This is a genomic window from Rhodococcus sp. NPDC127593, assembly GCF_042671975.1.
Lineage (GTDB): Bacteria > Actinomycetota > Actinomycetes > Mycobacteriales > Mycobacteriaceae > Rhodococcus_F.
Genome location: NZ_JBHXWI010000003.1, coordinates 24,700 through 50,357 on the forward strand (window position 1 = coordinate 24,700; position 25,658 = coordinate 50,357).

Annotated in this window: 24 protein-coding genes and 1 pseudogene; 18 read left to right on the forward strand and 7 right to left on the reverse strand. The window is 67.6% G+C overall.

The annotated features are described in order from the left end of the window. The first annotated feature begins 57 nt into the window (after positions 1-57). The 3 genes from ACFVJ3_RS03060 to ACFVJ3_RS03070 all read left to right on the forward strand — a co-directional run bounded on the left by ACFVJ3_RS03060 (position 58) and on the right by ACFVJ3_RS03070 (position 4,804). Complete coding sequence (locus ACFVJ3_RS03060) at positions 58-2,610, forward strand: LuxR C-terminal-related transcriptional regulator (protein WP_378450660.1); 2,553 nt, start codon at positions 58-60, stop codon at positions 2,608-2,610. Between the two features lie 90 nt (positions 2,611-2,700). Then, positions 2,701-2,949 (forward strand): hypothetical protein, encoded by a 249-nt coding sequence (locus ACFVJ3_RS03065; protein ID WP_005253439.1) that lies wholly within the window; start codon positions 2,701-2,703, stop codon positions 2,947-2,949. 52 nt (positions 2,950-3,001) lie between these two features. After that, the gene (locus ACFVJ3_RS03070; RefSeq protein ID WP_378450661.1) at positions 3,002-4,804 is read left to right on the forward strand and encodes a protein kinase; all 1,803 of its coding nucleotides are present in this window, start codon (positions 3,002-3,004) and stop codon (positions 4,802-4,804) included. A gap of 10 nt (positions 4,805-4,814) precedes the next feature. Here the strand turns inward: ACFVJ3_RS03070 and ACFVJ3_RS03075 are convergent, their stop codons facing one another. Together ACFVJ3_RS03075 and ACFVJ3_RS03080 are read right to left on the reverse strand one after the other, a co-directional pair. Next, positions 4,815-5,150 (reverse strand): WhiB family transcriptional regulator, encoded by a 336-nt coding sequence (locus tag ACFVJ3_RS03075; RefSeq protein ID WP_005253437.1) that lies wholly within the window; start codon positions 5,148-5,150, stop codon positions 4,815-4,817. Beyond that, the gene (locus tag ACFVJ3_RS03080) at positions 5,135-6,139 is read right to left on the reverse strand and encodes an ROK family glucokinase (protein ID WP_378450662.1); all 1,005 of its coding nucleotides are present in this window, start codon (positions 6,137-6,139) and stop codon (positions 5,135-5,137) included. The genes ACFVJ3_RS03075 and ACFVJ3_RS03080 overlap by 16 nt, the downstream gene beginning before the upstream one ends. Positions 6,140-6,504: 365 nt before the next feature. Between ACFVJ3_RS03080 and ACFVJ3_RS03085 the strand changes: the two genes are divergently transcribed. After that, entirely contained in the window at positions 6,505-7,587 is a 1,083-nt protein-coding gene (locus tag ACFVJ3_RS03085; RefSeq protein WP_378450663.1) for an ABC transporter ATP-binding protein, read from the forward strand. Positions 7,588-7,589: 2 nt separating this feature from the next. On the opposite strand, the gene ACFVJ3_RS03090 is transcribed toward ACFVJ3_RS03085, so the two are convergent. Beyond that, a complete protein-coding gene (locus ACFVJ3_RS03090; protein WP_378450664.1) occupies positions 7,590-8,606 on the reverse strand; it encodes a LacI family DNA-binding transcriptional regulator in 1,017 nt (338 codons plus the stop codon). Between the two features lie 188 nt (positions 8,607-8,794). Here ACFVJ3_RS03090 and ACFVJ3_RS03095 point away from each other — a divergent pair, with 188 nt between their 5' ends. From ACFVJ3_RS03095 to ACFVJ3_RS03110, 4 genes are read left to right on the forward strand one after another with little or no spacing between them, the layout of a single operon-like run. Then, positions 8,795-10,480, forward strand: a complete 1,686-nt coding sequence (locus ACFVJ3_RS03095) for a glycoside hydrolase family 13 protein (RefSeq protein WP_378450665.1) — start codon at positions 8,795-8,797, stop codon at positions 10,478-10,480. After that, the gene (locus ACFVJ3_RS03100) at positions 10,477-11,742 is read left to right on the forward strand and encodes an ABC transporter substrate-binding protein (RefSeq protein ID WP_378450666.1); all 1,266 of its coding nucleotides are present in this window, start codon (positions 10,477-10,479) and stop codon (positions 11,740-11,742) included. Before ACFVJ3_RS03095 ends, ACFVJ3_RS03100 begins: the two co-directional genes overlap by 4 nt. A 12-nt stretch (positions 11,743-11,754) precedes the next feature. Then, the gene (locus tag ACFVJ3_RS03105) at positions 11,755-12,792 is read left to right on the forward strand and encodes a carbohydrate ABC transporter permease (RefSeq protein ID WP_378450667.1); all 1,038 of its coding nucleotides are present in this window, start codon (positions 11,755-11,757) and stop codon (positions 12,790-12,792) included. 3 nt (positions 12,793-12,795) lie between these two features. After that, positions 12,796-13,683, forward strand: a complete 888-nt coding sequence (locus tag ACFVJ3_RS03110; RefSeq protein ID WP_378450668.1) for a carbohydrate ABC transporter permease — start codon at positions 12,796-12,798, stop codon at positions 13,681-13,683. A gap of 52 nt (positions 13,684-13,735) precedes the next feature. Here ACFVJ3_RS03110 and ACFVJ3_RS03115 read toward each other — a convergent pair whose 3' ends face one another. Further along, positions 13,736-14,695, reverse strand: coding sequence for an AraC family transcriptional regulator (locus tag ACFVJ3_RS03115; RefSeq protein WP_378450866.1), 960 nt, complete (start codon positions 14,693-14,695; stop codon positions 13,736-13,738). A 192-nt stretch (positions 14,696-14,887) separates the two neighbouring features. Between ACFVJ3_RS03115 and ACFVJ3_RS03120 the strand changes: the two genes are divergently transcribed. The 3 genes from ACFVJ3_RS03120 to ACFVJ3_RS03130 are packed head-to-tail and all read left to right on the forward strand — an operon-like array spanning position 14,888 to position 18,101. Continuing rightward, complete coding sequence (locus ACFVJ3_RS03120; protein WP_378450669.1) at positions 14,888-16,348, forward strand: flavin-containing monooxygenase; 1,461 nt, start codon at positions 14,888-14,890, stop codon at positions 16,346-16,348. Continuing rightward, a complete protein-coding gene (locus ACFVJ3_RS03125; RefSeq protein WP_378450670.1) occupies positions 16,345-17,274 on the forward strand; it encodes an alpha/beta hydrolase fold domain-containing protein in 930 nt (309 codons plus the stop codon). The genes ACFVJ3_RS03120 and ACFVJ3_RS03125 overlap by 4 nt, the downstream gene beginning before the upstream one ends. Next, entirely contained in the window at positions 17,271-18,101 is an 831-nt protein-coding gene (locus ACFVJ3_RS03130; protein WP_378450671.1) for an SDR family NAD(P)-dependent oxidoreductase, read from the forward strand. Before ACFVJ3_RS03125 ends, ACFVJ3_RS03130 begins: the two co-directional genes overlap by 4 nt. Before the next feature lie 18 nt (positions 18,102-18,119). Here the strand turns inward: ACFVJ3_RS03130 and ACFVJ3_RS03135 are convergent, their stop codons facing one another. Both ACFVJ3_RS03135 and ACFVJ3_RS03140 read right to left on the reverse strand, forming a co-directional pair. Next, on the reverse strand, positions 18,120-18,449 hold the full coding sequence (locus tag ACFVJ3_RS03135) for an SHOCT domain-containing protein (protein ID WP_378450672.1): 330 nt from the start codon (positions 18,447-18,449) through the stop codon (positions 18,120-18,122). Positions 18,450-18,465: 16 nt separating this feature from the next. Then, a complete protein-coding gene (locus ACFVJ3_RS03140; protein WP_378450673.1) occupies positions 18,466-18,915 on the reverse strand; it encodes a DUF6325 family protein in 450 nt (149 codons plus the stop codon). Positions 18,916-19,079: 164 nt separating this feature from the next. On the opposite strand from ACFVJ3_RS03140, the gene ACFVJ3_RS03145 reads away from it, so the two are divergent. From ACFVJ3_RS03145 to ACFVJ3_RS03175, 7 genes and pseudogenes are all read left to right on the forward strand, one after another. Beyond that, the gene (locus ACFVJ3_RS03145) at positions 19,080-19,292 is read left to right on the forward strand and encodes a hypothetical protein (protein ID WP_378450878.1); all 213 of its coding nucleotides are present in this window, start codon (positions 19,080-19,082) and stop codon (positions 19,290-19,292) included. Then, positions 19,280-19,650: pseudogene (locus ACFVJ3_RS03150) on the forward strand (MFS transporter); the annotation flags it as partial. The gene ACFVJ3_RS03145 and the pseudogene ACFVJ3_RS03150, both read left to right, overlap by 13 nt. A 39-nt stretch (positions 19,651-19,689) precedes the next feature. Further along, entirely contained in the window at positions 19,690-20,898 is a 1,209-nt protein-coding gene (locus ACFVJ3_RS03155) for a low temperature requirement protein A (protein ID WP_378450674.1), read from the forward strand. Between the two features lie 116 nt (positions 20,899-21,014). Continuing rightward, positions 21,015-22,265: a molybdopterin-dependent oxidoreductase gene (locus ACFVJ3_RS03160; RefSeq protein ID WP_378450675.1), complete on the forward strand. Its 1,251-nt coding sequence runs from the start codon at positions 21,015-21,017 to the stop codon at positions 22,263-22,265. 1 nt (position 22,266) lies between these two features. Beyond that, positions 22,267-22,779, forward strand: a complete 513-nt coding sequence (locus tag ACFVJ3_RS03165) for a hypothetical protein (RefSeq protein ID WP_378450676.1) — start codon at positions 22,267-22,269, stop codon at positions 22,777-22,779. Next, a complete protein-coding gene (locus ACFVJ3_RS03170) occupies positions 22,776-23,432 on the forward strand; it encodes a methyltransferase domain-containing protein (protein ID WP_378450677.1) in 657 nt (218 codons plus the stop codon). The genes ACFVJ3_RS03165 and ACFVJ3_RS03170 overlap by 4 nt, the downstream gene beginning before the upstream one ends. 86 nt (positions 23,433-23,518) lie before the next feature. Next, on the forward strand, positions 23,519-24,190 hold the full coding sequence (locus ACFVJ3_RS03175; RefSeq protein ID WP_378450678.1) for a hypothetical protein: 672 nt from the start codon (positions 23,519-23,521) through the stop codon (positions 24,188-24,190). A gap of 38 nt (positions 24,191-24,228) precedes the next feature. Here ACFVJ3_RS03175 and ACFVJ3_RS03180 read toward each other — a convergent pair whose 3' ends face one another. Then, positions 24,229-25,641: a hypothetical protein gene (locus ACFVJ3_RS03180; RefSeq protein ID WP_378450679.1), complete on the reverse strand. Its 1,413-nt coding sequence runs from the start codon at positions 25,639-25,641 to the stop codon at positions 24,229-24,231. Between the last annotated feature and the right edge of the window lie 17 nt (positions 25,642-25,658).

A 25,658-nucleotide genomic window follows, 5' to 3' on the forward strand; every position in this document is an offset into this window, starting at 1 on the left:
ACTCGAATACCTTCGAGTGCAGGGGGTCGGACGGTTACCCGGACCCGCCTGCACACCATGCTCACCGAAGCACTCACCGACGACGCCCACCCATGCCCAGTGGCGCTCGTCTGCGCACCGGCCGGGTCGGGTAAGACGCGCGCCGTGGCCGACTGGGCACGGGAGGTGCTCGCCGCCGACGACGCTCCGACCATTGCCTGGCTCACGATCGAGGAGCGGCACAACGACCTCGACGTCGTCCACCGGGCGATCCTCCGCTCACTCACCGACACCGGAAATCCTCGCCTGCAGAAGACATGCGCCGGGCTCGATTCCGAGTCACCGGACCTCGGCGCGCACTTGTCGGCCGCGTTGCACGAACTCGGCGAAAACATCTGGATGGTCATCGACGACGCCCACCTCCTCCGCGACACCGACGTCCTCACCGACCTCGAGTCGTTCATGCGCTGGCAACCTCCGATGCTGCGGACAGTCATCATCGGGCGGTTCGAGCCGCCCCTCGCGCTGCAGCGACTTCGCCTGGACGGCAAGCTGTTCACGCTCACGGCAAAGGATCTCGCGTTCACGTCCGACGAGGCGGCCGAGATGCTCGACGAGCACGACGTCGTACTGAGTCCGGACGATCTCGACGCGCTGATGGATCGCACGGAGGGCTGGGCGGCCGGAATTCGCCTGGCGGGAATGTCTTTGGAAGGCCACCCGGACCCGAGCCGATTGATCGCCGAGTTCACGGGCGACCGCCGGGCCGTCGCCGACTATCTCATCGAGGAGGTCCTCGCCGGCCAGACCGACGAGATGCGCGAGTTCCTGCTGCGCACGTCCGTACCTGTCTCGTTCACAGTCGAACTCGCGGAGAAGCTCACCGGCTGCACGGATGCGCACGGCAACATCGACTGGCTCGAGCACCACAATTTCCTGATCAGCCGAATCACCGACAGCCCCACGCACTATCGCTACCACCCGCTTCTGCGGAGTTATCTGCGGGCGGAGATCAGCCGGATCGGACACGTCGAAGTCGAGCATCTCGAATTGACGGCCGCCCATTGGCACGACGAATTCGGGGACGGGCTGCTCGCACTCGAACACGCGGTGAACTCCGGTGATCACGACGAGATCGTGGCGCTGCTCGCCCGGACTTCGTTGGCCCTGATCGTCGGAGGTCATGGGGAGGCCGTCGACCGGCTTCTCACGCGAGCACCTCGCTCTTCGCAGGACCACCCGTCTGCGCGGCTCATCCGCGCCGCCGCGGCGCTCGCATCGGGCAACATCCCGGTGGCCACGTCCACCCTCGAACTTCTCGACCGCAGGCGGTCGGGGTTGCTGGTGGACGGCGCCGCCGAGTCCCGGTTACACCTGCTGCTCCGCGAATCGCTCCGGGTGCAGACCGCGATCGGCACCGGCGGCATCGAGACCGCCCTGAACCGGCTGCGCAGCGTGGGTGTCGGATCGAGCGGAGATCCCGACCTCGACGCGTTCGTCCTGCTCCAGGAAGGGCGCGCGCTGCTGTTCCTGGGGCGGAACGACGAGTCGGAGGTCGTGCTCGGGAAGTCGCTGGCTCACGCTCGACTCGGCGATGCGTCGCTGGGCGTCATGTACTGCCTCGGGACTCTCGGCGGCATCGCGATGTCGCGGGGGGACGTGGTGCGGGCATCCGCACTGGCGGACGAGGCACTCACGATCGGCCGGACGCATTCGGCAACGAGCGATCCGACATTCCAGTTGACGAAGCTCATCGACTCCTGGTGCCGCTACATCCGGATGGACCCCGATGCCGCCCGTCTCGCCGCCGAGTCCGCCGAGGCGCTCCGGCGCGCGAACACCGGGACGGCGAGTTTCGCCGACGGCGCCGCCACGCTGTTCGGTCTCGACGAGTCCGGACACCGGCACAGTTCGGTGACGACGCTGCACGCGGAGAGCCCCGTGTCGTCCTCGTTGCCGGTACCACCCGGGATCCGGGCGGTGTTGCTGCCCGCCATCCAGTACGCGTATCTGTCCGCCGGTGAGACCGGGTGGGCGCACGAGCTGGCGACCGAGACGCATGCCCTCCTCGGACCCACCGGCGACACAGCGCTCGTCGAGGCGATCGTCCATCTGCACCTTCATCGCCTCGACCTGGCCCGTAAGACACTCCAACCCGTCCTGGACGGTGAACTGGAGTGCGCGGCGGGAACCAACCTGATCGCGGTGTGGCTCGTGGACGCATCGATCGCGCTTGCCCGCAAACATGATTCACGTGCCCACAGCGCGCTCACCGAGGCGTTGCGTCTCGCGGAGCCACAGTCGGTGTTGCGCCCGTTCCACGACTGCGGACCACAGATCCGAGAACTGCTCGTGCGGAGCACCGGCCGGTTCGGTGTCCTCGAACCCTTCGCGGAGAGGCTCCGGGCGTCGTTCCCGCGGTCGGAGAGCGCCGCGTCCGACATGTTGACTCCCCGCGAACTGGAACTCCTCGTGGAGCTTCCGTCGTGGCGGACCGCCGAGCAGATCGCGGCAGATCTGTGCGTGTCGGTGAACACCGTGAAGACCCATTTGCGCGGGATCTACCGCAAACTCGGCGTCACGTCCCGCCGCGACGCCATCGCCGCCGCGCAACACAACGGCTTGCTCTGAGCCGGTTCACCACTTGCGGGTGAGGCGCGTTGCCGTTCCGTCGGTCACCCTGAAATCTACGGCTGACCGAGTTCTGGAACGACGATGCGAATGAAGGAGCCCGCCGTGGTGCGTCCTGAATCGAACTGGCCCGGCAAGGTCAGGTACGCCTTCCTGATCAGCGGCGCCCTGTCCGATCGCGTGCTGGCCGCGTTCCCCGAGTTGGACGTCTCGGACGTCACGACCGGTGACACCACGCTCTACGGCCCGGTCGACAGCCCGACGGATCTCCGGGGCATGTTGGCGCGCTTCGACGCGCTGGGACTGACGGTCATCGAGATGCGGCGGCTACCGGACTGACCTGACGGCGGGGTTCAATGGTTGGAGGGTCCCGGGAGGCGGTGAAGCCGATGTGAGCGGCGAGTTCGAACCGGGAACGGTGTTTGCCGGCTATGTGATCGAACGGGTTCTGGGACGAGGCGGCATGGGCACCGTCTACCTCGCCCAGCATCCCAACCTGCCGCGCAAGATCGCCCTCAAGCTGCTCGACACGTCGTGGACGAACGACGACTACGTCCGGTCACGATTCGAGTCGGAAGCAGACCACGCCGCACATCTCGACCATCCCAACATCGTCACTGTCCACGACCGCGGACGCGAAGGCGGCAGATTGTGGATCGCGATGCAGTACGTTCCCGGCACCGACGCCAGGAAAGCGCTCGGATCCGGTGCGCTGGATGTCGAGCGCGCCGTGCACATCGTGAACGAGACGGGGAAGGCACTCGACCACGCCCACGAGGCCGGGATTCTGCACCGTGACGTGAAGCCGGCGAACATCCTGCTCGCGCCGGGCGACCCCGAACGGGTGCTGCTCACCGATTTCGGCACCGCCAAGGCACTGGACGAAACGCATCAGCTGACCCGCACCGGGATGTTGGTGGCGACCCTGCACTACGCCGCGCCCGAGCAGATCGAGGGCGAGAAACTCGACCATCGCGTCGACATCTACGCGTTGGGCTGCACCTTCTTCCACCTGCTCACCAACGAACCACCGTATCCCGGTAACACGGCGTCCTCGGTGATGCACGGGCATCTGAACGGACCGATCCCCCGGCCGAGCGTGGTGCGCCCCGGGCTGCCCGCCGGTTTCGATGCGGTCGTCGCGCGCGCCATGGCCAAGAACCGCGAGGGGCGCTACTCGACCTGTCGTGAGTTCAGCGATGCCGTCCGCGCGATCGAGTGGACCGAGCCCGGCTACGTGACCCGGCCTGCTGCCCTGGCCGACCCCGCCTCGACCACCCGCGCGAGTAGTCCGGACGTGACCCGTCCCGACACCGAGGCGGGGGCGGCGCCCACCAAACCGACGACGGTTGCGGGGCGGCGGACGCGCTGGTTGCTCGTCGTTCTGCTGGCGGGCGTCCTCGTTGCCGCCGCCGTCGCCTATGTCGCCTGGCCGGGCGAGGAGTCGACGAGCGCGCAGGTCGTGCTCCCGCTGACCGGTCTACAGGGTCCGGCCGGGCTCGCGGTCTCGGGCACCGGGGACCTGTACATCGCGGACAGCGCGGCCAAACAGGTCCTGAAAGTGAGCGCCGGGACGTACGAGCAGACAGTTCTTCCCTTCACCGGACTCGAGGTTCCGCAGGGAGTCGCGGTCGGTGCGTCCGGCGACGTGTACGTCTCCGATCTCGTGACCGACACCGTGACGATGCTGCACGGCAGCACCCAGGTACCGATGCCGTTCGGCGGCCTCGACCAGCCGTTCGGAATCGCACTCGGACCGGACGCCACGCTGTATGTCGCCGACACGCTGAACAATCGGGTGATGGCCCTGCACGACGTCACCGCGGCGCCCGTCGCGGTGCCGCTGACGGTGATCGGCCCGTTCGCCGTCGCCGTCAGTGAACACGGGGATCTCTACGTCGGCACGCCCAACAAGGTTCTCGCGTGGAACGCCGCCACCCACGCCCAGAGCTTTCTGCCGTTCACCGACCTCCAGAGCGTCGGTGGTGTCGCGGTCGACGACGAGGGAACCGTGTACGCCATCGATCAGAACCACAATCGCATTCTGCGGCTGGCCGCCGGTTCGGACGAGCAGCAGGTTCTCCCGTTCTCCGGGCTGGACCAGCCGGAGGGGATCGCCGTGTCGAGCCGAGGCGACGTGTACGTCGCGGACACCGACAACAGCCGAGTGGTCATGCTGCCTGCCGGAAGCTGACCGCTCGCGCTCAGGCCTGGCGCGCCAGATCGAATCCGAAGGATTCCGCGACGGCCTCGTCCACCCGGCCGTGGTGATTGGCGAGCAGCTCTTCGCGCTCGTTCGCGGAGAGCCCGCCCCAGATGCCGTACGGTTCACCGACACTGAGCGCGTGCTCCCGGCACTGTACTAGCACGGGGCATCCGCGGCAGATCATCTTGGCGCGGAAGTCCCGCATCTCGCGTGCCCGGCCACGTTCGCGGTCGGGGTGGAAGAACGTGGACGACTCGTAGCCGCGGCACGCGGCGTCCCTCTGCCAGTCCCACACCTCGGCGACCGGAATGGGAAGACTCAACCGATTGGACATTGCACTCCTCCAGATACTCGTGAGCCGTTGTGTGCGAGCCCGAGAACTCGTTCCCGGGCCAGATCGGCGGCGCCGACGATGCCGACGTTCGCGCCGAGTTCAGCCAGTCGCACCTCGGCGACCGGTCGGTGTCCGCGTCCGGTGAGACGGTTCTCGAACGCGGCGGCGGCGGGACCGCGCAGCAGTTCGCCCGCCTCGCAGACTCCCCCGCCGATGATGAACAGGTCGGGGTCGAAGAACGCCGCGATGTCCGCCATGCCGTGACCCAGCCAAGAACCGATCACCCGGAAACACTCGAGCGCGGCGGGGTCACCGTCCTGCGCCGCCGCGGTGATGTGCAGACCCGTGATGGCGTCCGCCCGTCCGCCGGCGCGGGCGAGAAGGTCGGCGGCGAAACCGGGCGACACGTTCGCGAGATCCTGCGCTTCGCGGACGAGTGCCCGCCCACTGGCGTAACGCTCCCAGCAGCCGTGGTTGCCGCAACCGCAGCGGCGGCCGTGCGGTTCGACGTTGAGATGCCCGAATTCCGCGGCCACACCGAACTTGCCGCGATGGAGGACGCCGTCGATGACGATGCCGCCGCCGATCCCGGTTCCCACGGTGAGCACGACGACGGTCTGCCCTGTCCGCCCGGCCCCGAAGCGTGCCTCGCCCCACGCCGCGGCGTTGGCGTCGTTCTCCACCACCGTCGGCAGTCCGCACGCCGCTTCGACCACCGCGCCCAGAGGCTCGTTACGCCAGGCCAGATTGGGGGCGAAGAGCACGGTGCTGAGGTCCGCGGCGACGAAGCCGGCCGCGCCGATGCCGACTGCCTGCACCGCGTGGGTATCCGCCAGCTCGCGGACGAGTTCGGCGATGACATTCTCGACACGGCGCGCATCGTGGGACGGGGTGTCACGACGCACCATCCGGTGGATGACTCCGTCGGTGTCGACCACGCCGGCTGCGATCTTCGTGCCACCCACGTCGATGCCAATTGTCAGAGCCATGTCTCGTGTCCTCTTCAAATCTCCGAGTGAGCGGTGTCACGCTGACACTAGAGGACCTTTAGCTCGTTATCAATACGTACTTTGGTTTTTCTGAGAACAAAGTGGTGGGTATGTCAGCCCCCGATCGGCCGCTTCGCGATCGGACGAACGGGACGCTCGTTCGATCTGACGCAACGAGCGTCCCGTTCGTCCGGAGTGGCAGTGGGGCGACGGCGACGCGGTGACGGAAACCCGCCGGCCGCCGCACGCCCGAGTGGACAAGCCCTGTGATCTGCGCCATAGTTCTCTCCCGTCGGCACAAGCCGACTCGCCCCTGACACTCGGATCGTCCGGCACGTTCCTGCCGGTGGAGGGATTCATTTCTCATGGCAACAATCACCTTTGACCGCGCGACCAGGCTCTTCCCGGGCTCGGACGTCCCGGCGGTCGATCAACTCGACCTGCACATCGAGGACGGCGAATTCCTCGTCCTCGTCGGCCCGTCCGGCTGCGGGAAATCCACGTCCCTGCGGATGCTCGCGGGACTCGAGGACGTCGACGGCGGCCAGATCCTGATCGGCGGCCGCGACGTCACGCACGCCGAACCCAAGGACCGCGACATCGCGATGGTCTTCCAGAACTACGCGCTCTACCCGCACATGACCGTCGCCGAGAACATGGGTTTCGCCCTCAAACTCGCCGGCAACGACAAAGCCGAGATCCGCAAGCGTGTGGGGGACGCCGCCGACATGCTCGACCTCGGCGCCTATCTCGACCGCAAACCCAAGGCCCTCTCCGGCGGCCAGCGGCAACGTGTGGCGATGGGCCGCGCCATCGTCCGGCAACCACAGGTGTTCCTGATGGACGAGCCGCTGTCGAACCTCGACGCGAAACTCCGTGTGCAGACCCGCACCCAGATCGCCCAGCTCCAGCGCCGCCTCGGCACCACCACCGTCTACGTCACCCACGACCAGGTCGAGGCCATGACGATGGGCGACCGGGTCGCCGTCCTCAAGGGCGGGGTGCTGCAGCAGTGCGCGTCCCCGCGCGAGCTCTACCGCCGGCCCGCGAACGTCTTCGTCGCCGGATTCATGGGTTCGCCGTCGATGAACCTGTTCACCGTGCCCGTCACCGACGGCGGGGTGCAGATCGGTGACCAGCTGGTTCCCGTCCCCCGCGAGGCCCTCACCGCGGCGGGCGGGCGTGAAGTGATCTTCGGGATCCGTCCCGAGCACGTCGAGATCGCCGACTCCGGCGGACTGAAACTCGAGATCGACGTCGTCGAGGAACTCGGCTCCGAGGCGTTCGTGTTCGGCCGCACCACCGTCAACGGCCGGACCGAGAACCTGGTCGCACGAGTCGACTGGCGCAACCCACCCGAGAAGGGCCAGGTCGTGCACGTCCGCGTCGACGAGGCCCACTCGCACATCTTCGCCACCGACGCGGCGGGCGAGCGTCTCGTGCGCTGACGTCAGAGTTCCGCAGGGCGGGCGGTCGAGCCCCGAACCACCAGGTGGGTCGGGAGCACGACCGCCCGTTCTGCCGGTTCCCGTCCACTGAGCAGTTCCACGACCACCCGGCCGGCAGCCGCCCCCTGCTCGCCGACCGGCTGCCGCACCGTGGTCAGATCTGCCAGCTCGGCCGTCGGGTGATCATCGATCCCGATCACCGACATCCCGGCCGGAACGGGAATCCCCGCACGTCGCAGCGTGCGCAACGCTCCGACGGCGACCTCGTCGGAATGACAGAACACCGCGGTGGGCACCTCGGCACGGCTGAGCAGCAGCTCCATGCCGCGCTCGCCGCCCTCGATTCCCCAGGGAACGGTCACGGTGCAGTCGTCGCCGAGTCCGGCGTCGGCGAGCGCGGCGTGGAAACCCGCCACCCGGGCGATGTCGCCCTCCCAGGACAGACCTTCCGGGTCCACGGTGCGGATCATTCCGATCCGGCTGTGGCCGATCCTGATCAGGTGCCCGACGGCCTGTCGCGCGGCCAGTTCGTCGTCGATCCGGACGGACGGGAACCCACCGGCGTGCGCGCCGATGACGACCACGGTCACATCCATCTCCTCGAGCCGCGCCCGCTCCGGCCCGGTCAGCGGAAACGCCACGGCGATGACGGCATCGACCTTGCGGCGCAAGGGAAGCCGTTCGAAGAACGATTCGCGCTGGGACGACTCCTCGAGGCAGTACAGCATCACGTCCAGGTCGGCGGCGCGGAGTTCGTGTTCGATTCCGGCGAGAATCCGCGAATAGAACCAGGCGTCGATCCACGGCACCACGACGGCCACCCGGCCCGTCGCGCCGCCCGACAGCTTCGACGCCTCGGGTGAGATGACGTACGCCAACTCGTCGGCGACCCGCTGAATTCGCAGTCGCGTCGCTTCGGAGACGCCGCGTTCGCCGCGCAGCGCGCGCGAGACGGTGGCGATCGAGACTCCGGTGCGACGCGCGACGTCGGCCATGTTGACGGACTGCTTGGGGATCACGTTCTTACAGTAAGCGAGCAACGCAAATATTTGCGTAGATTCCTCACAGAATCCCTGGCGCTGTAGTGCGGAAAAGAAATCACCCTGTTCGAGTTGACAGCCCCCTGTGACGTGCCTCACGCTATTTACGCAAACGTTTACGCATCACATTCACCCATCCCATCCCATCCCCGCACCGAGGAGATTCGATGACCCAGTCCGTGGAGTCGACCGCAACCACCGTCGCGAGCCGGCACCCCGAAGCCTGGTGGAAGACGGCCGTCGTCTACCAGGTCTACATCCGCAGCTTCGCCGACGGGAACGGCGACGGCATCGGCGACCTCGCCGGCTTGCGTTCCAAGCTGCCCTACCTCGCCGACCTCGGCGTCGACGCCGTGTGGATCAATCCCTGGTACCCGTCGCCGATGGCGGACGCCGGCTACGACGTGGCCGACTTCCGCGACATCGAGCCGTCGTACGGCACGCTCGCGGAGGGTGAGGCGTTCATCGCCGAGGCCCATGAGCTGGGGATCCGCGTGATTCTCGACATCGTGCCCAACCACACGTCCAGCGAGCACCGCTGGTTCGAGGCCGCCCTCCGCGACGAGCCCGGGGCACGCGACCGCTACATCTTCCGCCCGGGCCGCGGCCGTGCAGGCGACGAGCCGCCCAACGACTGGCAGAGCGCGTTCGGTGGTCCCGCGTGGAGCCGCCTGGACACGGGCGAGTGGTACCTGCACCTGTTCGCTCCCGCCCAGCCCGACCTCAACTGGGAGCATCCCGAGGTCCGTGCGGAGTTCGAGGACATCCTGCGCTTCTGGTTCGACAAGGGCGTCGACGGCTTCCGGATCGACGTCGCCCACGGCCTGGCCAAGGATCCCGCACTCCCCGATGCCGGTGAGCGCCTTCCCGGTTCGCAGCACACGGACCCCCACCCCGCCTGGGATCAGGATGCCGTCCACGAGGTGTACCGGGGCTGGCGGGCCGTTGCCAACGCCTACGCCGACCGCGTCTTCGTCGCCGAGGCCTGGGTACCCGGCAACGACCGGCTGGCCCGCTACCTGCGCCCCGACGAGCTGCACACCGCGTTCCAGTTCGACTTCCTGCGCGCCCCTTGGCGTTCCACGAGCATCCGCGCCGTGATCGACGACGCACTCGAGCAGGCGGCCACCGTCGGCGCACCCGCCACGTGGGTGCTCTCCAACCACGACGTTCCCCGCACCGTCACCCGCTACTCCCGCTCACAGCCCGACCACCTGGTCGAAACCGATTGGGAGCGCGCCCGCTGGGCGCTCGAGGAACCGAACCACGAACTGGGCAGGCGTCGCGCCCGTGCGGCCGCGCTGCTGCAGCTGGCGTTGCCGGGCACCGCATACATCTACCAGGGCGAGGAACTCGGACTGGAAGAGGTCGAGGACCTTCCCGACGACGTCCGCCAGGATCCGACGTGGTTCCAGACCGGTTTCACCGACTGCGGCCGGGACGGCTGCCGGGTCCCGATCCCGTGGTCGAACGACGCAGTGCCGTACGGCTTCTCCCCGTTCGACGCGGAGGAAGACACGTGGCTTCCGCAGCCGGGGCACTGGGCCCCGCACACCGCGGAAGCGCAGGCCGGCCACCCCGAGTCCTTCCTCACGCTGTACCGCGAGGCGCTGAAACTGCGACGCGAGTTCTTCGACACCCCGCATGCCGTCGAGTGGCTCGACACTCCCCCGGATGTGCTCGCGTTCGCGCGCGGCGCAGTGCAGTGCTGGGTGAACACCGGCACCGAGCCGGTCGCACTTCCCACGGGGTCGACCGTGGTGCTCGGTTCGGTCGCCGGCATCACCGGCGGAGCGCTCCCGTCCGACGCCGCGGTGTGGCTGTCGGAACCGGGAACGGGTGAATCGCGATGAAGCGCGTCGCCGCCGCGGCGGTGGCCGTCGGTGTCCTGTTCGCGGCGACGTCCTGCGCCGATCAGGGCATCGACGCCGCCGCGCAGGCGGAGAAGCAGAACCTGGACGGCCGCGGGCCCATCACCTACGTGCAGGGCAAGGACAACTCGAACGTCGTCCGGCCGCTGATCGACGAGTGGAACGCCACCCATCCCGGTGAGGAGGTGACGTTCAAGGAGCAGTCCGACCAGGCCGACCAGCAGCACGAGGACCTGGTGCAGCACTTCCAGTCCCGCGACTCCGGGTACGACGTCGCTGTCGTCGACGTCGTGTGGACCGCCGAGTTCGCGGCCCGCGGATGGCTGCAACCGCTCGAGGGCCCGATGGCGATCGACACATCCGGCCTGCTTCCCGCGACGGTCGCGGGGGCCACGTACGGGGACGTCCTGTACGCGGCTCCGCAGACCAGCGACGGCGCCCTGCTCTACTACCGCACCGACCTGGTGGATCATCCACCCGCGACCTGGGACGAGCTCCTCGGCGCGTGCGGGACGGCGCAGCAGGCCGGAATCGGCTGCTACGCCGGGCAGTACGCCAAGTACGAGGGGCTCACCGTCAACGCGTCCGAGGCCATCAACACCGCGGGCGGGTCGATTCTCGGACCGGACGGCGTGACCCCGACGATGAACACCCCGGAAGCCAAGGCGGGGCTCCAATCGCTCGTCGACGCCTACCGTTCGGGTGCCATCCCCCGCGAGTCCGTCACGTTCCAGGAAGAGCAGGCACGGCAGGCGTTCCAGAGCGGCGACCTGCTGTTCATGCGCAACTGGCCGTATGCGTACAGCCTGATGGACGGTCAGGGCAGTTCCGCCGTGTCGGGCAAGTTCGCGGTGGCGCCGCTGCCGGGGAAGAGCGGACCCGGTCACTCGACACTCGGCGGGCACAGCGCCGCGATCAACGTGTACTCCGAGCACAAGGCGACCGCCTCGGACTTCCTGAAGTTCTTCCTGGAGAAGAAGTCACAGGCATTTTTCCTCTCGCAGGGATCGCTCGCCCCCGTTCGCGCCGACGTCTACGACGACCCGGAACTGATCGAGCAGTACCCGTACCTCCCCACGTTGAAGACGTCGATCGAGAACGCCGTGACCCGTCCGGTCACCCCGTTCTATCCCGCGGTCACCCGGGCCGTGCAGAACAACGCCTACGCCGCGATCAAAGGCGAGAAGACGGTGGACCAGGCCGCCGCCGACATCCAGTCCGCGATCGCCGCGGCCGGGTCCTAGAGGAGACAGCCGATGACCGTTCACGAACTCTCACTCGAGAAGACGCCCGCTCCCCCACGTCGGGACGGCGCGAGGTCCGGCGCACCGGAGCCCGCGCAACCGCGGAAGGGGCCCAGCAAGGCGGCGATGTTCCTGATCCTGCCGACCATGATCCTGCTGGGCATCGTCGTTCTGTACCCGGTGGTCAGCGCCATGGTGATGTCGCTGTTCAAGGACCCGACGATCGACCCCGCCACCGGCAAGTTCGTCGACCAGGGCTTCGCGGGTCTGTCGAACTACACGCACTGGCTGTTCCAGCGGTGCACCGACACGACCGGAGCGTCCGTGTCCTGCCCCGGCGGTACGCTGGGATCGCTGTTCTGGCAGTCGATGTGGGTCACCGTGTTCTTCACCGTCGCCACGGTCGCCGTCGAGGTCGCGCTGGGACTGTGGTTCGCCACCATCATGAACCGGGCGTTCCGCGGTCGGGCACTGCTGCGCACCAGCATCCTCGTCGCGTGGGCCATCCCGACCGCCGTCACCGCGAAGCTGTGGTACTTCGTCTTCGCGTACGACGGCATCGCCAACAAACTGCTCGGCACGGAGATCCTGTGGACCGGTGACACGTGGCCGGCCCGGTTCGCCGTCGTGATCGCCGACGCCTGGAAGACCACACCGTTCGTGGCGTTGCTGATCCTCGCCGGACTGCAGATGGTGCCCGCCGAGGTGTACGAGGCGGCGCGGATGGACGGCGCCAATGCGTGGCAGCGGTTCCGGTCGATCACGTTGCCGCTCATCAAGCCGGCCGTTCTGGTGGCGGTCCTCTTCCGGGTGCTCGACGTCCTGCGGATCTACGACCTCCCGGCGATCCTCACCGGCGGCGGTGGCGGTGACGGCACGGCCACCACCACACTGTCGATCCTGGTGATCGACCAGATGCGCCAGGGTTTCAACAGCGCGTCCGCCCTCTCCACGATCACGTTCCTGTTCATCTTCGCCGTCGCCTACGTACTGGTGAAGGTGATGGGAGTCAACGTGATCGACACCCAAGAGCAGCAGCGAAAGGCCTGATCCATGTCCACAGCAGTCGTCACACCGGGGATTCCCCGGGCCACGGTGGCACGCCGGCGCCGGGGACCGTCGCTCGCCTCCATCCGCACCTACCTGGGCCTGGCGGTGATCGTCGTCTGGGGTCTGGCCCCCGTCTACTGGATGGTGGTCACCGCCTTCCGCCACTCCGACTACACGTTCGACACCACCCCGTGGCCCACCCACGTCACGCTGGAGAATTTCGCGAGCGTGTTCTCGACGGAGGCGGGCAACCACTTCGCCAGGGCACTCGTCAACAGCACGATCATCGGCGCCGTCACCACCGCGATCGGTCTGGTCGTCGGTGTCGGCACCGCGTACGCGCTGGCGCGACTGCAGTTCCGGGGAAAGCACGTCGTTCTCGGAATCATCCTGGCCGCGTCGATGTTCCCGGGCGTCGCCGTCCTGACACCCCTGTTCCAGCTGTTCACGTCGATGGGCTGGTTCGGCACGTACCAGGCGCTGATCATCCCGAACATCTCGTTCGTGCTGCCCCTCACCATCTACACCCTCACCGCGTTCTTCAAGGAACTGCCGTGGGAACTCGAGGAGGCGGCCCGGATCGACGGGGCCAGCAGGCGGCAGGCGTTCCGAATGGTGTTGCTGCCCTTGGCCGCACCGGGACTGTTCACCACCGCGATCCTCGCGTTCATCGCGTCGTGGAACGAATACCTGATCTCCAGCCAGCTGTCGAACGACGTGACCCAGCCGGCCACCGTCGCGATCGCACAGTTCGCGGGAAGCAAGCCGCACGAGGAGCCGTTCACGTCCGTGATGGCAGCGGGAACGGTCGTGACCATCCCGCTCGTCATCATCGTGCTGCTGCTGCAGCGCCGCATCGTGTCCGGCCTGACCGCTGGTGGCGTCAAGTAGTGCGGCTTCGCCACCCGTGAGTACTTGTTAACCGCCCGCGGTTAACAAGTACTCACGGGTGCAGGTCGGCCCGGTACTGCCTCGGCGTCTTCCCGAACCACCGCCGGCACGAACGGTTGAGGGTGCTCTGCTCGGTGTACCCGAGCAGTCCGGCGATCTGGCTGAGATGAAATCTCGGTTCGGCGAGGTATCTCGCCGCCTGGTCGCGACGCTCCCGTTCGATGAGGTCCTGGCATCGCACACCTTCCTCGGCCAGGCGTCGTTGCAGCGTGCGCGGATGCATCGACAGTTGGTCGGCGATGGCCTCGGCGCTGCAGTGACCGGTGGGCAGTAGACGTCGGGCCAGCTCGGCCACCCGTTCGGACAGCGCCGCGGTGCTCGGCAGGTAGTGGGATTCCAGATATTTCGTGGCAATGCGCCGGGTCTCCGGATCTGCGCTGTCGATCCGGCGGTCGGCCAGGGCGCGGGGCATTTCGAACCCGCACCACGATTGTCCGAACAGGACAGGGCAGTCCAGCGCATCCCGGTAGGCGGCGTCCGACCCGAGTTGGTCGTGCACGAACGAGATCATCGAGGGACGTGCGTCCGGTCCGCCCAGCAGCCGCAGGATGCGGACGCCGTTGGCCATTGCCAGCTCATACCCCTGAGGCAGATAGGGCATGGACGGTTCCGTCATCTCGTAGACGAACCGGACGTCGCCCCCTGCAGTGCGCGGCCCGACGGTCAGCTTCAGGGCGGGCGAATGCACGTAGAAGTAGCTGGCGATCGCCTCGAATGCACCGTGCACAGTCTGCGCGTTCCGCGCGATCACGGCGATGGGCCCGAGGATGTCCAAGCCCTGCCAGTGCGAGAGCCGGAGCCCGAAGTCCGGGCACCCCAGGTCGGCGGCGCTCGCGTCCAGCACGTGCACGACCGACTCGAACGACACGAACGCGTCCTCCTCGTGCTCGACTCCCGGTGGGATGTGGAAGCGCGCGAGGAACGACTCCGGGTCGGCGCCCAGCTCGCGCATCAGGTCGCCGTATCCCCAGAGGTTCGTGGCCCGGATCAGACTTCCCACGGGGTCAACTCCCCTCTCGCCGGGAAAGCGGTGTCGGGAAATGCTAAAAGCATGTCCGGAAGTGTCAAGACCTGTGACGTGGCCCACAGTCATTCTGTTTGTACCCCATCCTGCGAATCCAGCAGGCAGAAGCGCGAGGAAGCCATGACCACGACACATTTCGACGTTCTGATCATCGGTGCCGGACTGTCCGGCATCGGAACGGCCTGCCAGGTGACGGCCGAGTTCCCCCACAAGACCATCGCCGTGCTGGAGCGCCGCGAACGGCTGGGCGGGACATGGGATCTGTTCCGCTACCCCGGTATTCGTTCGGACTCCGACATGTTCACGTTCGGCTACAAGTTCCGGCCGTGGCACGACTCGAAGGTGCTCGCGGACGGTGCGTCGATCCGCCAGTACATCGCCGACACCGCGCGGGAGTTCGGCGTCGAGGACAAGATTCGTTACGGCCTGAAGATCGTCGGGGCGGACTGGTCGACCGCCGAGGAACGCTGGACCGTGACGGCCGAGCACGAGGCGACCGGCGATATTCGCACCTACACCTGCGGGTTCCTGGTCAGCTGCACCGGCTACTACGACTACGACGCCGGCCACCTGCCGGACTTCCCGGGCACGGACCGGTTCCAGGGCCGGTGCGTCCACCCACAGCAGTGGCCCGAGGACCTCGACTACACCGGGAAGAGGGTCGTCGTGATCGGAAGCGGCGCCACCGCCGTCACCCTCGTTCCGTCGATGGCCGGCGATGCAGAGCACGTGACCATGCTGCAGCGCTCGCCGTCGTACATCTTCTCGATACCCGCCCTCGACAAGATCTCCGAGGTGCTGAGCCGATTCCTCCCCGCCAAGTGGGTGTACTCGTTCGGCCGCAAGCGCAACATCGCCCTCCAGCGCGGGCTCTACCTGGCATGCCGACGGTGGCCCCGGCAGATGCGCCGATTCCTGCTCTGGCAGGTACGACGACGCCTCGGCCCGGGATTCGACATGAGCCATTTCACGCCGAACTACATGCCGTGGGACGAGCGCCTCTGCGCGGTGCCGGACGCGGACCTCTTCACCGCGCTGTCGTCCGGCGACGCGTCGATCGTCACCGACCACATCGACACGTTCACCGAGAAGGGCATCCTGCTGAAGTCCGGACAGGAACTGGAGGCGGACGTCGTCGTCACCGCCACCGGCCTGAAGATCCAGATGCTCGGCGGAATGGAACTGTCCGTGGACGGGCAGCCCCGACCGCTGCACGGGCAGATGACCTACAAGGGCGTGCTCGTCGAGGGAATCCCGAACCTGGCATGGGTTTTCGGCTACACCAACGCGCCGTGGACCCTGAAGTCCGACATCGCAGGCGCCTACCTGTGCCGGCTGCTCCGGTACATGGACGAGGGCGGCCACACCGTCGCGACGCCCCGCGACGTCGAGAACTCCGCGATGGACATCGGCATGCTCGACCAGTTGCAGTCCGGGTACGTGCAGCGCGGCAAGGACGCCATGCCCCGCCAGGGGTCCAAGGAGCCGTGGAAGGTTCTCATGCACTACGAGAAGGACTCCACGATGCTCCTCGACGACCCCGTGCACGACGGGCTGCTGCAGTTCGGGGCGCCGGCATGAGGAACATCGACCGAGGTGTCATCCGGGCCTGTCTGCGCAGTTCACGACCCCTGCTTGCGTCCCACCGCGTGTCCGTCGGGGCGAAGCGCCTCATGGTCGAGATGGTGACGGCCGCCGCTCGCCCGCCCCGGGGCACCCGGTTCGAGCGCGACACGGTCGCCGGTGTCCCCGTCGTCCGGGTGCAGCCGGCGCACACCACCGGCGGGACGCTGATCTACCTCCACGGCGGCGGATACGCCCTCGGGAGCGCGAAGGGGTACCGCGGCCTGGTCGCGCACCTCGCCGCAGCCGCCGGGACGACCGCAGTGATCCCCGACTACTCACGCTCGCCGGAAGCCCGCTACCCGATTGCGCTCGAGGAGATGGTCGCGGTCTACTCCCGGCTACTCGACGACGGACTCGACCCGAACACCACTGTCGTCGCAGGTGATTCCGCCGGCGGCGGACTGACGCTGGCGCTCGCGACGGCACTGCGTGATCGTGGCCTCCCCGCCCCGGCTGCGCTCGGCCTGATCTGCCCGTGGGCCGACCTCGCGATCGACGTCGACAGGACGCGACCGGTGCTGCGCGATCCCCTCATCCTGCCGGCCATGACGGCGGAGTGGGCCCCGCGCTATGCCGGACACCACGACCCGAGATCGCCCGGGATCTCTCCGGTGTACGGCTACATGACGGGTCTGCCGCCGATCGTCATGCACACCGCCGGCGACGATCCCATCTCTGTCGACGCGGACAAGATCGAAGCAGCCGTCGCCGCCGCGGCGGGCGTCCTCGACCACCGCCGGTTCGACGCCCTCTGGCACGACTTCCACCTCCAGGTCAGCATTCTCGCCGAGGCATGCGAGGCGGTCACCGACCTCGGCGCGGCACTGCGCCGGCACATCCTGAACGTTCACCCCGACACAGACAGGGTTGCATCCACATGAGCACGTTCGAAGGCAAAGTCGCCGTCATCACGGGAGCAGGATCCGGCATCGGCCGGGCCCTCGCCCTCGATCTCGCGAAGAAGGGCGCCAGGCTCGCGCTCTCCGACGTCGACACCGTGGGACTCGCCGACACCGTCCGCCGGACCGAAGCCCTCGGCGCGGAAGTCAAGTCCGATCGGCTCGACGTCGCCGAACGGGAAGCCGTGCTGGCCTACGCGGACGACGTCGTCGCGCTCTTCGGCACGGTCCACCAGATCTACAACAACGCCGGCATCGCCTACAACGGCACCGTCGAGAAGTCCGAGTTCAAGGACATCGAGCGGATCATGGACATCGACTTCTGGGGCGTCGTCAACGGCACCAAAGCCTTTCTGCCGCATCTGATCGCGTCGGGCGACGGACACGTCGTCAACATCTCCAGCGTGTTCGGGCTGATCGCCGTTCCGGGCCAGAGCGCGTACAACGCAGCGAAGTTCGCCGTGCGCGGTTTCACCGAGGCGCTGCGTCAGGAGATGCTGATCGCCGAGCACCCCGTCGAGGTGACGTGTGTGCATCCCGGTGGCATCAAGACCGCCGTTGCCCGGAACGCCACTGTCGCCGAGGACGAGGACGCGCAGACCTTTGCCGAATTCTTCGACAAGAGGCTGGCCCTCCACTCGCCGGAGATGGCCGCGAAGACGATCCTCGACGGAGTTCGCAAGGGTAGAGCCCGGGTGGTGATCGGCTGGGAGGCGAAGGCCCTCGACGTACTGGCCCGCATCATCGGGTCGTCGTATCAGCGGGTGGTCGCCACCGGTTTCGCGACCTTCATGCCGTGGATGAAGTAGGCGACTGCCGGGGTCGTCCTAGGACGCCAGGATCTTCGCCTTTTCGGCGACGAATTCGTCCTCGGTGAGCACACCTTGCGCTCTGAGTTCTCCGAGATCCTTCAGCGCGGCGATCCGGTCGACGCTCCCTCCTCCCTGGGAGGGGGCGGGAGCGGCCTGCGGCGGGGGTGCCTGAGCGTAGGCCGGGGCCTCGTTCTGTGGTCCTTGCGGTTGCTGTTGTGGTTGCTCTTGTGGTTGCTCTTTCGCCGCCCACCGCTGGCCCTGACGTCGAGACACTCGATTCGACACGGAGGTAGCGGTTCCGGCGATGACGGCGGTGCGGGCGATTCCGCGGAGGAGTCCGGGCATGATGTTGTCCTCGGTTTCAGTTTCTGGCTTCGAGCGCGTCGAGTGACGCCAGGATGCCCTGCACAGGGATGCGGCCCGAGGCCACGAGTTGCGCCCCGCTACGGCGCAGGGCGGTTGCGAACGGTGCGGCCCAACTGTTCTCGTAGACCAGTAACGCAGCCGAGGAACCCGGTTCGAGTACTGATCCGGCGTCTGCGATGTCCGCCAGGTCGAGCAGGCCGGTCGAGGCCTCGGCGAAGAGCGACGAATCGATACCGCCCTCGAGTCCGACGTCGACGATGTCGATCGCCACGACCGAACCGTCCGCTTCCTTGCGAAGGAAGACCAGGTCGAGCACTCGCACGGTGCCCTGCTCGACGAGGTCACGGAGGATCGTCAACGCTGATCCGTCCGGTCGTCGGTCGGCAGGGAACTCCACCACGAGATAATCGATGGGTCCGCTATCCTCCGGGTCGATTTCGTTCACCGGAAAACCTCTCTTCATGCATGCCGACCAGGTCCGCGGATATCACCCCGGATCAGGGCTCGGTCACAGTGATCCGGGATCTCCCACGAGATTCCGGCCATCTTTCGAGCATAATCCGGTTCGAGACCCTCTCACGGGCTTTCACCCTGTTCGGATGATTTTCGGTGACGCGCCTGCATGCGACGCTGAGGAAGATTGCCCCGGCGGCGGTCGCGTCGGATCTGGGCACCACGATCACCGGCATCCAGCCGGCCATCACGCTGTACACGCTCGTCATGGCGACGCTGATGATCACCGGCGGCAAGATCGGCACCATCATCGGTCGTCGCAGGGCGTTCGCCCTCGGCCTGGTCGTCTACGGTGCGGGACGGCGCTGATCGGATCGGTACTCGTCGCGACCCTGAGCACCTCGATCGTCGCGGGATCCAAGCCGATCCCGACGTTCCGCAGTCGGTACAACAGCGGGCGACCACCGAACTGGCGAGCGGTGTCCCGTTTCTCTCCGACACACAACTGGCGGCGGCGTTGGACGACGCGTCGGTCCCCGAAGCCACCGCCAAGGACATCCTCGACATCAATTCCGACGCGCGCCTCGAGGCACTCCAGGTGGCGTACGCCGTCACCGCGCTGCTCGCCATCACGGCGTTGTTCTCCACCGGGCGGATCCCCCGCACCCCCGTCCTCACCCCCGAGCGACAGGCTGCGCCCGACCCCGCGGATCGTCGCAGTTCGTAGGACTTTCCCGCGTCGCCGTCCGGTGGCAGCATTCTCCCCGTGACCTTCGCCCATCGTTTGCGTCCCCGTCTCGTCGAAGAGCGAGCGTCGGTGTCGCCGCTCGAGCTGTTCTTCGACCTCGTCTTCGTGTTCGCCCTCACCCGCGTCACCGATCTGATGGCCGAGGACCCCACCGGGGTGAATCTGCTGCGCGGCGCACTGGTGATGGCCGTCCTGTGGTGGAGCTGGGTGGGGTACGCCTGGCTCTGCAACCTCGTGCGCGCCGACGAGGGCATCGTGCGGGTGGTGATGTTCGGCGCGATGGGCGCCATGTTCATCACCGCCCTGACGATCCCCGAGGCGTTCGACGATCTGGCCGGCGGACTCGACGGCCCCGTCATCTTCGCCCTCGGTTACTTCGTCGTCCGCCTACTGCACCTGGTGATGTTCTGGGTCATCAGCCGCACCGACCCCCAACTGCGCGGTCAGGTGCTGCGCTTCGCGCCGAGCATGGTCACCGGCACCGTGTTCCTGCTCATCGCGTCGCAGCTCACCGGCACGGCGCAGACCGTGATGTGGATCCTCGCCCTCGCGGGCGACTACATCGGCACACTGATCGGCGGCACCGACTGGCGACTGCGGTCGGTGAGCCACTTCGCCGAACGACACGGCCTCATCATCATCGTCGCGCTCGGCGAGTCGATCGTGTCGATCGGCATCGGCGTCGCGAGCCTGCCGATCTCCTGGGCGATCATCGTCGCCTCGCTGCTGGGGCTCGCGGTGTCGGGACTGCTGTGGTGGTCGTACTTCGACGTCACGTCGCTGGCCGTCGAGCACGCCTTCGAGGAGGCGGCCGGTGCGCGTCAGATCAGGATCGCCAGGAACTGCTACAGCTTCCTGCACCTGCCGATGGTGATCGGGGTCGTGATGCTGTCGCTCGGCCTGAAGAAGATCCTGTCGTACGTCGGCGACGGCAACCATCACCGGCTCACCGACCCGCTGTACGGCTGGCCGCTGATCGCACTGTTCGGCGGCGCGGCGCTGTACCTCCTCGCGCTGGTCGCGTTCAAGGCGTACGCGACGAGGTCGGTCACCGTGCCGCGCCTCGCGACGGCGGTCGTGCTGATCGCGCTGATTCCCGTCGTCTGGCACATCCCGGCCCTCGCCACCCTCGGCGTGCTCACCGCGGTCCTGCTCGCGATGATCGGATACGAGATGGTCCGGTACGACCAGCCTCGCGACGAGATCCGCCACGGCGCCCACCCGTGAGTACTTGTTAACGTCCCGCGGTTAATAAGTACTCACGGGCGAAGCAGTCCGGCCCCGCGGCGGCACCGAATTACCTCAGAGGCTCGAGATGATCGAGCCGGAGGGATTGATACACCATGACCGACCACTCTCGCGGCCCCCGATTACGCAGTCCACTGCGCGGACCGTGGCTGACCTCCGTATTCGGCGTCGTCCTGCTGATCGGACTTCCGGTCGTCATCGTCACGGGACTGCTCTCGTACATCGCGTACGGTCCGCAGTTCGGGCAGGCTCGTCCCGGCGACGTCGGGTGGCTGCACCTTCCGTACTTCGCGTGGCCCACCCGGCCGTCGTGGTTGTACCGGCTCACGCAGGGGCTGCACGTCGGGCTCGGACTGATCCTGGTGCCGATCGTGCTCGCCAAGCTGTGGTCGGTGATCCCGAAACTGTTCGCGTTTCCGCCGGTGCGGTCGCCGGCGCAGGCGCTCGAACGTCTGTCGCTGATCGCCCTGGTCGGCGGTGCGCTGTTCGAGATCATCACCGGGGTCCTGAACATCCAGTACGACTACATCTTCGGCTTCGACTTCTACACGGCGCACTACTGGGGCGCGTGGGTCTTCATCGCCGGGTTCGTGACGCACACGATCCTGAAGGTGCCGTTGATGGTGAGGTCGCTGCGTTCGCGGTCGTTCCGGGACGTGCTGCGCACCTCCCGTGCGGACACGCGCCCCGAGCCTGCGGACGAGAACGGCCTCGTGGCCGAAGACCCCACCCCTCCCACGATCAGCCGCCGCGGCGCCCTCGCCCTCGTCGGTGGCGGCGCCGCGCTGGTCGCCGTCCTGTCGGTCGGGCAGACCACCGGCGGATTCCTGCGCAGCGCCGCGCTGCTCCTCCCGCGCGGTCGCTCGTACGGCGACGGTCCCAACGACTTTCAGATCAACCGCACCGCCGCGGCCGCGCAGATCACTCCGGAGCAGACCGGCGACACCTGGCGGCTTTCGGTGACGGGTGGCGCGGAACCCGTGCAGCTGAGCCGAAGTCAACTGCGCGCGATGCCGTCGCACACCGCGTCCCTCCCGATCGCGTGCGTCGAGGGGTGGTCCACCACCGAGACGTGGACGGGCGTGCGACTGCGTGACCTCGCGGACGCCGCCGGGGTCACGGACTTCGCGTCGGCGAAGGTGGCGTCGCTGGAACGGTCCGGGGCGTTCAACCAGGCGGTGCTCACCTCGGATCAGGTGCGCGACGCCGACGCCCTGCTCGCCCTCGACGTCAACGGCACGGACCTGTCCCTCGACCACGGCTACCCCGCCCGGATCATCGTTCCCGCCCTGCCCGGCGTCCACAACACCAAATGGGTGCAGGCCATCGAATTCCGGGAGACGTGAGATGCGCCGATTCGCCCGCTTCTACGGAGCCAACCCGCTGCATCTACTGGCCGTCCTGTTCAGCTTCGCCCTCGCCGGATATGCGGTGGCGGTGGTCGGTCCGCAGAATCTGTGGAATCAGGACGTGTGGTGGAAGTCCATCGCCGTGTGGTTCCTCGGCGCGGTGATCGCCCACGACCTCGTGCTGTTCCCGCTGTATGCGCTCGCGGACCGGTCCCTGACGTCCGGGCTGAAGGCCATGCGAGGCAGGATAACTCCACGACCCCGGTCGGTTTCGGCGCTCAACTACATCCGCGTGCCGGCACTCGCGTCGGGGCTGACGCTGCTACTGTTCCTGCCCGGGATCATCGAGCAGGGCGCCGACGCGTATCTCGCTGCGACGGGGCTGACGCAGGAACCATTCCTCGACCGCTGGCTACTGCTCACCGCGGCGTTCTTCGCGGTGTCCGCCGTCGCCTACGCCGTCCGACTCGCACTGTCCCTCAAGGCTGGTGACACGATGAGCAGTTCATGAGGACCGACGTCTCCACGGACCTCCTGATGCGACGCGCGTCGGTGGGACTCCCGTGCTGGGTGCGCGACGCACGGGGAACGCGCCGCCCCTTGCCGGTGGGCCGGTGGATGGGCGGTGACGCATCCTCCCTCTCCGATCGAATCGCGGACCGGGTGATGCTCACCGGCTGTCACGGCGCCACCGTGGACCTCGGGTGCGGTCCGGGCCGCCTCACCGCGGCGCTCGTCTCGGCCGGCGTCGCGGCGCTGGGTGTCGACTCGTCTTTCACAGCAGTGCAACTCACGATCCGTCGCGGTGGTCTCGCGCTCCACCGGGACATCTTCGCGCCGCTTCCGCGGTCCGGACACTGGGACAGGGTACTGCTCGCCGATGGCAACATCGGCATCGGCGGGGAACCGGTGCGGATCCTGCGCCGCGCGCGAGAATTGTTGCAACCACGGGGAATTGTGATCGCCGAGGTGGATCCGCCGACCACGACAGGAGTTCGTCACGAACTACTGCGCTGGGAGACGGAGCATCTCGCCGGAGAGTGGTTCGCATGGGCGAGTGTGGGTGTCGCGGCGATGTCCGGGGTCGCGCGCGCTGCCGGACTGAGCGTGATCGATGTTCTGCAGCACGCCAATCGGTATTTCGTGCGGATGGAATGGGCGTAAGAGCTCCCATCCGCCGGCTGAGTCGCACCGAATACCTAGTGAACATCCACCCACCCCCCTTCCTCCGGAAAGGTTGTTTGATCATCATGTCGAACTATCGAAAAGCACTCGTAGCAGCGGCCATCGGCACCCTTGCCCTGACCCCGCTGGCGGCGTGCTCGAGCAACGATTCGAGCACGTCGTCGAATGTGAGCGCAGCAGCAGTATCCACGCAACCCGCACCCGTCGCCCAGGTCGACAACCTGACCGGGGTGAGTACCGCCGTCGCACTGGATCCCGGTTTCACCGGAGCCCTGACGACGCTCGGCCTCACCCCCGGAGTGGTCGGTACGGCGGCCCTCGCCGACGGATCGGTCAGCTTCCCGATCACCGGCGGCAACGTGAAGTACTGGGAGCCGGGCACGGTCGACCCCTATGTCCAGGGCGAGATCATGCACGACGGCAGCGGATTGTCGCTGGCGGCGCCCGGCACGGTCGTCGAACTCACCGATTTCACGATCGATCCGGGCACGTCGCTACTCACCGGCGACGTGAGCGTCAACGGTGCGTCCGCGGCCACCGATGCGGTGCTGTTCGATCTCAACGGCCGCACGTTGAAGCCGCTGCAGACAGGACCGAACGACACCGCGATCCTGCAGGGTACCGAGGTCAAGATCTCGGCGGACGCGGCCGGACTGCTGAACCAGACGTTCAAGACCGACGCCGTGAAGCCGGGGCTGCTGGTCGGAATCGCCACCATCACGATCGCGACCAAGTGACCGTCTGCCCCCGAACGGCAACTCGGCTGCGCCGGCCGTCACCAATTCGTGACCAGCACATGGTTGACGGCCAGCGCACCGGCGGCCTGCACCGCGAGCCAGAACCGATGGCTTCCGCGCGGCAGGAGTGCGGGGGCGGCGAGAAGCCACATCTCGAACGGCAACCAGATCCGTTCGGTCTCCGCCTTGCTCAACGCGCTCAGATCGGCGATCACCACCGCCAGCAGCGCGGAGAGTACGAGGACGGGAACCGGCGACAGCGCCCGCACCCGCGACCAGGCGAACGCCCGGGGCAGCGCGGCGGGCACCGCCAACCCCACCGCGCAGACGAGCGACGCGAAGTTGGCCCAGCCCCAGTAGGCGAAGGGACGATCCGACGCGATGCCCTGGTAATACCGTTCCTGCACCAGCTGGTAGCCGTCGAACCACCAGAATCCGTACAGCGTGAACACGGCCGCCACCGCGAGCGCGCCGACCAGAGCGCCCACCAGCGGGCGGGCAGTGCGAGCGATCACCAGGACGGCGACCGCCGGAATCGCCATCAACGTGAGCCCGTAGCTGAGGTAGACACCGAAGCCGAGCAACACGCCCGCGCCCACCGCGACGAGCGCGGGAACCGGGACGGAACGCGTCGCCGACAATGCCAGCAGGGCGATCCCCCACGCGACCACGCCGGCAAACAGCGCGTCCGCCGACACCGCCACCCAGATCGCGGCGGGTGCGAGGACGAGGAACGGGGCCGCGCGACGAGCCTTGGCCTCGTCACCGAGCGCACGGACGGCGACGATCACGGCGGCACCGGCGCTCGACCCGACCGCGACGCACAACGCGGACGCCCAGGCACCGCCGTCGAGACCGATCCGGTCGAGCCAGAAGAACGTCAGGAGCGCGCCGGGCGGATGCCCGGACACGTGGGTGGTCCACGAATCGGGCTGCAGGTCCAGGATCCGGTCCGCGAAACCGCGCAGCGTCGCCGGGATGTCCGTGACACGAGGGACCTCGTGGAGATACTCGTCGGTGGAGGTCAGGCGCCCGGCGAATCCACGCTGCCAGCCGTCGACCAGCGCGAGCGCCATCGCCCACAGGGCGGACCCGAGCCACACTCCCACCGTGAGGCGGCGCCACGCGAGCGCCTGCGCAAGGCCCGGCCCCCACATCACGACCGCCGCCGCGACGGCGACGGCGACCGGCGTCCCCCACCCGAAGTGCACGTCGCGGAACCCGAACAGCGGCGCGGCGTCCGCGAAATCCCGCACACTCTCCGCGGTGCGGTTGACGATGGGGGTGATCGTCTCGTTTCCCAGGTGCGGGACGACGAACGCGACCACCACCAGGATCAGGGCGAGTGCGGCGCCCACGACGTCGCGGTACGGAAAATTCCGCTCCTCGGCGCGCTGCGGGGATCCGATGACGTCATCTCCTTCGGCGAAAGTCGCACTCGCGCCCAGCATAACGACGGAGGATTGAC

Coding starts and splice junctions, on each gene's coding strand:
- ACFVJ3_RS03160 (WP_378450675.1), top strand. CDS start 21,015: ATGACCGACCACTCTCGCGGCCCCCGATTACGCAGTCCACTGCGCGGA.
- ACFVJ3_RS03065 (WP_005253439.1), top strand. CDS start 2,701: ATGAAGGAGCCCGCCGTGGTGCGTCCTGAATCGAACTGGCCCGGCAAG.
- ACFVJ3_RS03080 (WP_378450662.1), bottom strand. CDS start 6,139: ATGGCTCTGACAATTGGCATCGACGTGGGTGGCACGAAGATCGCAGCC.
- ACFVJ3_RS03125 (WP_378450670.1), top strand. CDS start 16,345: ATGAGGAACATCGACCGAGGTGTCATCCGGGCCTGTCTGCGCAGTTCA.
- ACFVJ3_RS03130 (WP_378450671.1), top strand. CDS start 17,271: ATGAGCACGTTCGAAGGCAAAGTCGCCGTCATCACGGGAGCAGGATCC.
- ACFVJ3_RS03100 (WP_378450666.1), top strand. CDS start 10,477: ATGAAGCGCGTCGCCGCCGCGGCGGTGGCCGTCGGTGTCCTGTTCGCG.
- ACFVJ3_RS03170 (WP_378450677.1), top strand. CDS start 22,776: ATGAGGACCGACGTCTCCACGGACCTCCTGATGCGACGCGCGTCGGTG.
- ACFVJ3_RS03175 (WP_378450678.1), top strand. CDS start 23,519: ATGTCGAACTATCGAAAAGCACTCGTAGCAGCGGCCATCGGCACCCTT.
- ACFVJ3_RS03075 (WP_005253437.1), bottom strand. CDS start 5,150: ATGTCCAATCGGTTGAGTCTTCCCATTCCGGTCGCCGAGGTGTGGGAC.
- ACFVJ3_RS03060 (WP_378450660.1), top strand. CDS start 58: ATGCTCACCGAAGCACTCACCGACGACGCCCACCCATGCCCAGTGGCG.
- ACFVJ3_RS03110 (WP_378450668.1), top strand. CDS start 12,796: ATGTCCACAGCAGTCGTCACACCGGGGATTCCCCGGGCCACGGTGGCA.
- ACFVJ3_RS03085 (WP_378450663.1), top strand. CDS start 6,505: ATGGCAACAATCACCTTTGACCGCGCGACCAGGCTCTTCCCGGGCTCG.
- ACFVJ3_RS03120 (WP_378450669.1), top strand. CDS start 14,888: ATGACCACGACACATTTCGACGTTCTGATCATCGGTGCCGGACTGTCC.
- ACFVJ3_RS03180 (WP_378450679.1), bottom strand. CDS start 25,641: ATGCTGGGCGCGAGTGCGACTTTCGCCGAAGGAGATGACGTCATCGGA.
- ACFVJ3_RS03165 (WP_378450676.1), top strand. CDS start 22,267: ATGCGCCGATTCGCCCGCTTCTACGGAGCCAACCCGCTGCATCTACTG.
- ACFVJ3_RS03105 (WP_378450667.1), top strand. CDS start 11,755: ATGACCGTTCACGAACTCTCACTCGAGAAGACGCCCGCTCCCCCACGT.
- ACFVJ3_RS03115 (WP_378450866.1), bottom strand. CDS start 14,695: ATGCGCGAGCTGGGCGCCGACCCGGAGTCGTTCCTCGCGCGCTTCCAC.
- ACFVJ3_RS03095 (WP_378450665.1), top strand. CDS start 8,795: ATGACCCAGTCCGTGGAGTCGACCGCAACCACCGTCGCGAGCCGGCAC.
- ACFVJ3_RS03135 (WP_378450672.1), bottom strand. CDS start 18,449: ATGCCCGGACTCCTCCGCGGAATCGCCCGCACCGCCGTCATCGCCGGA.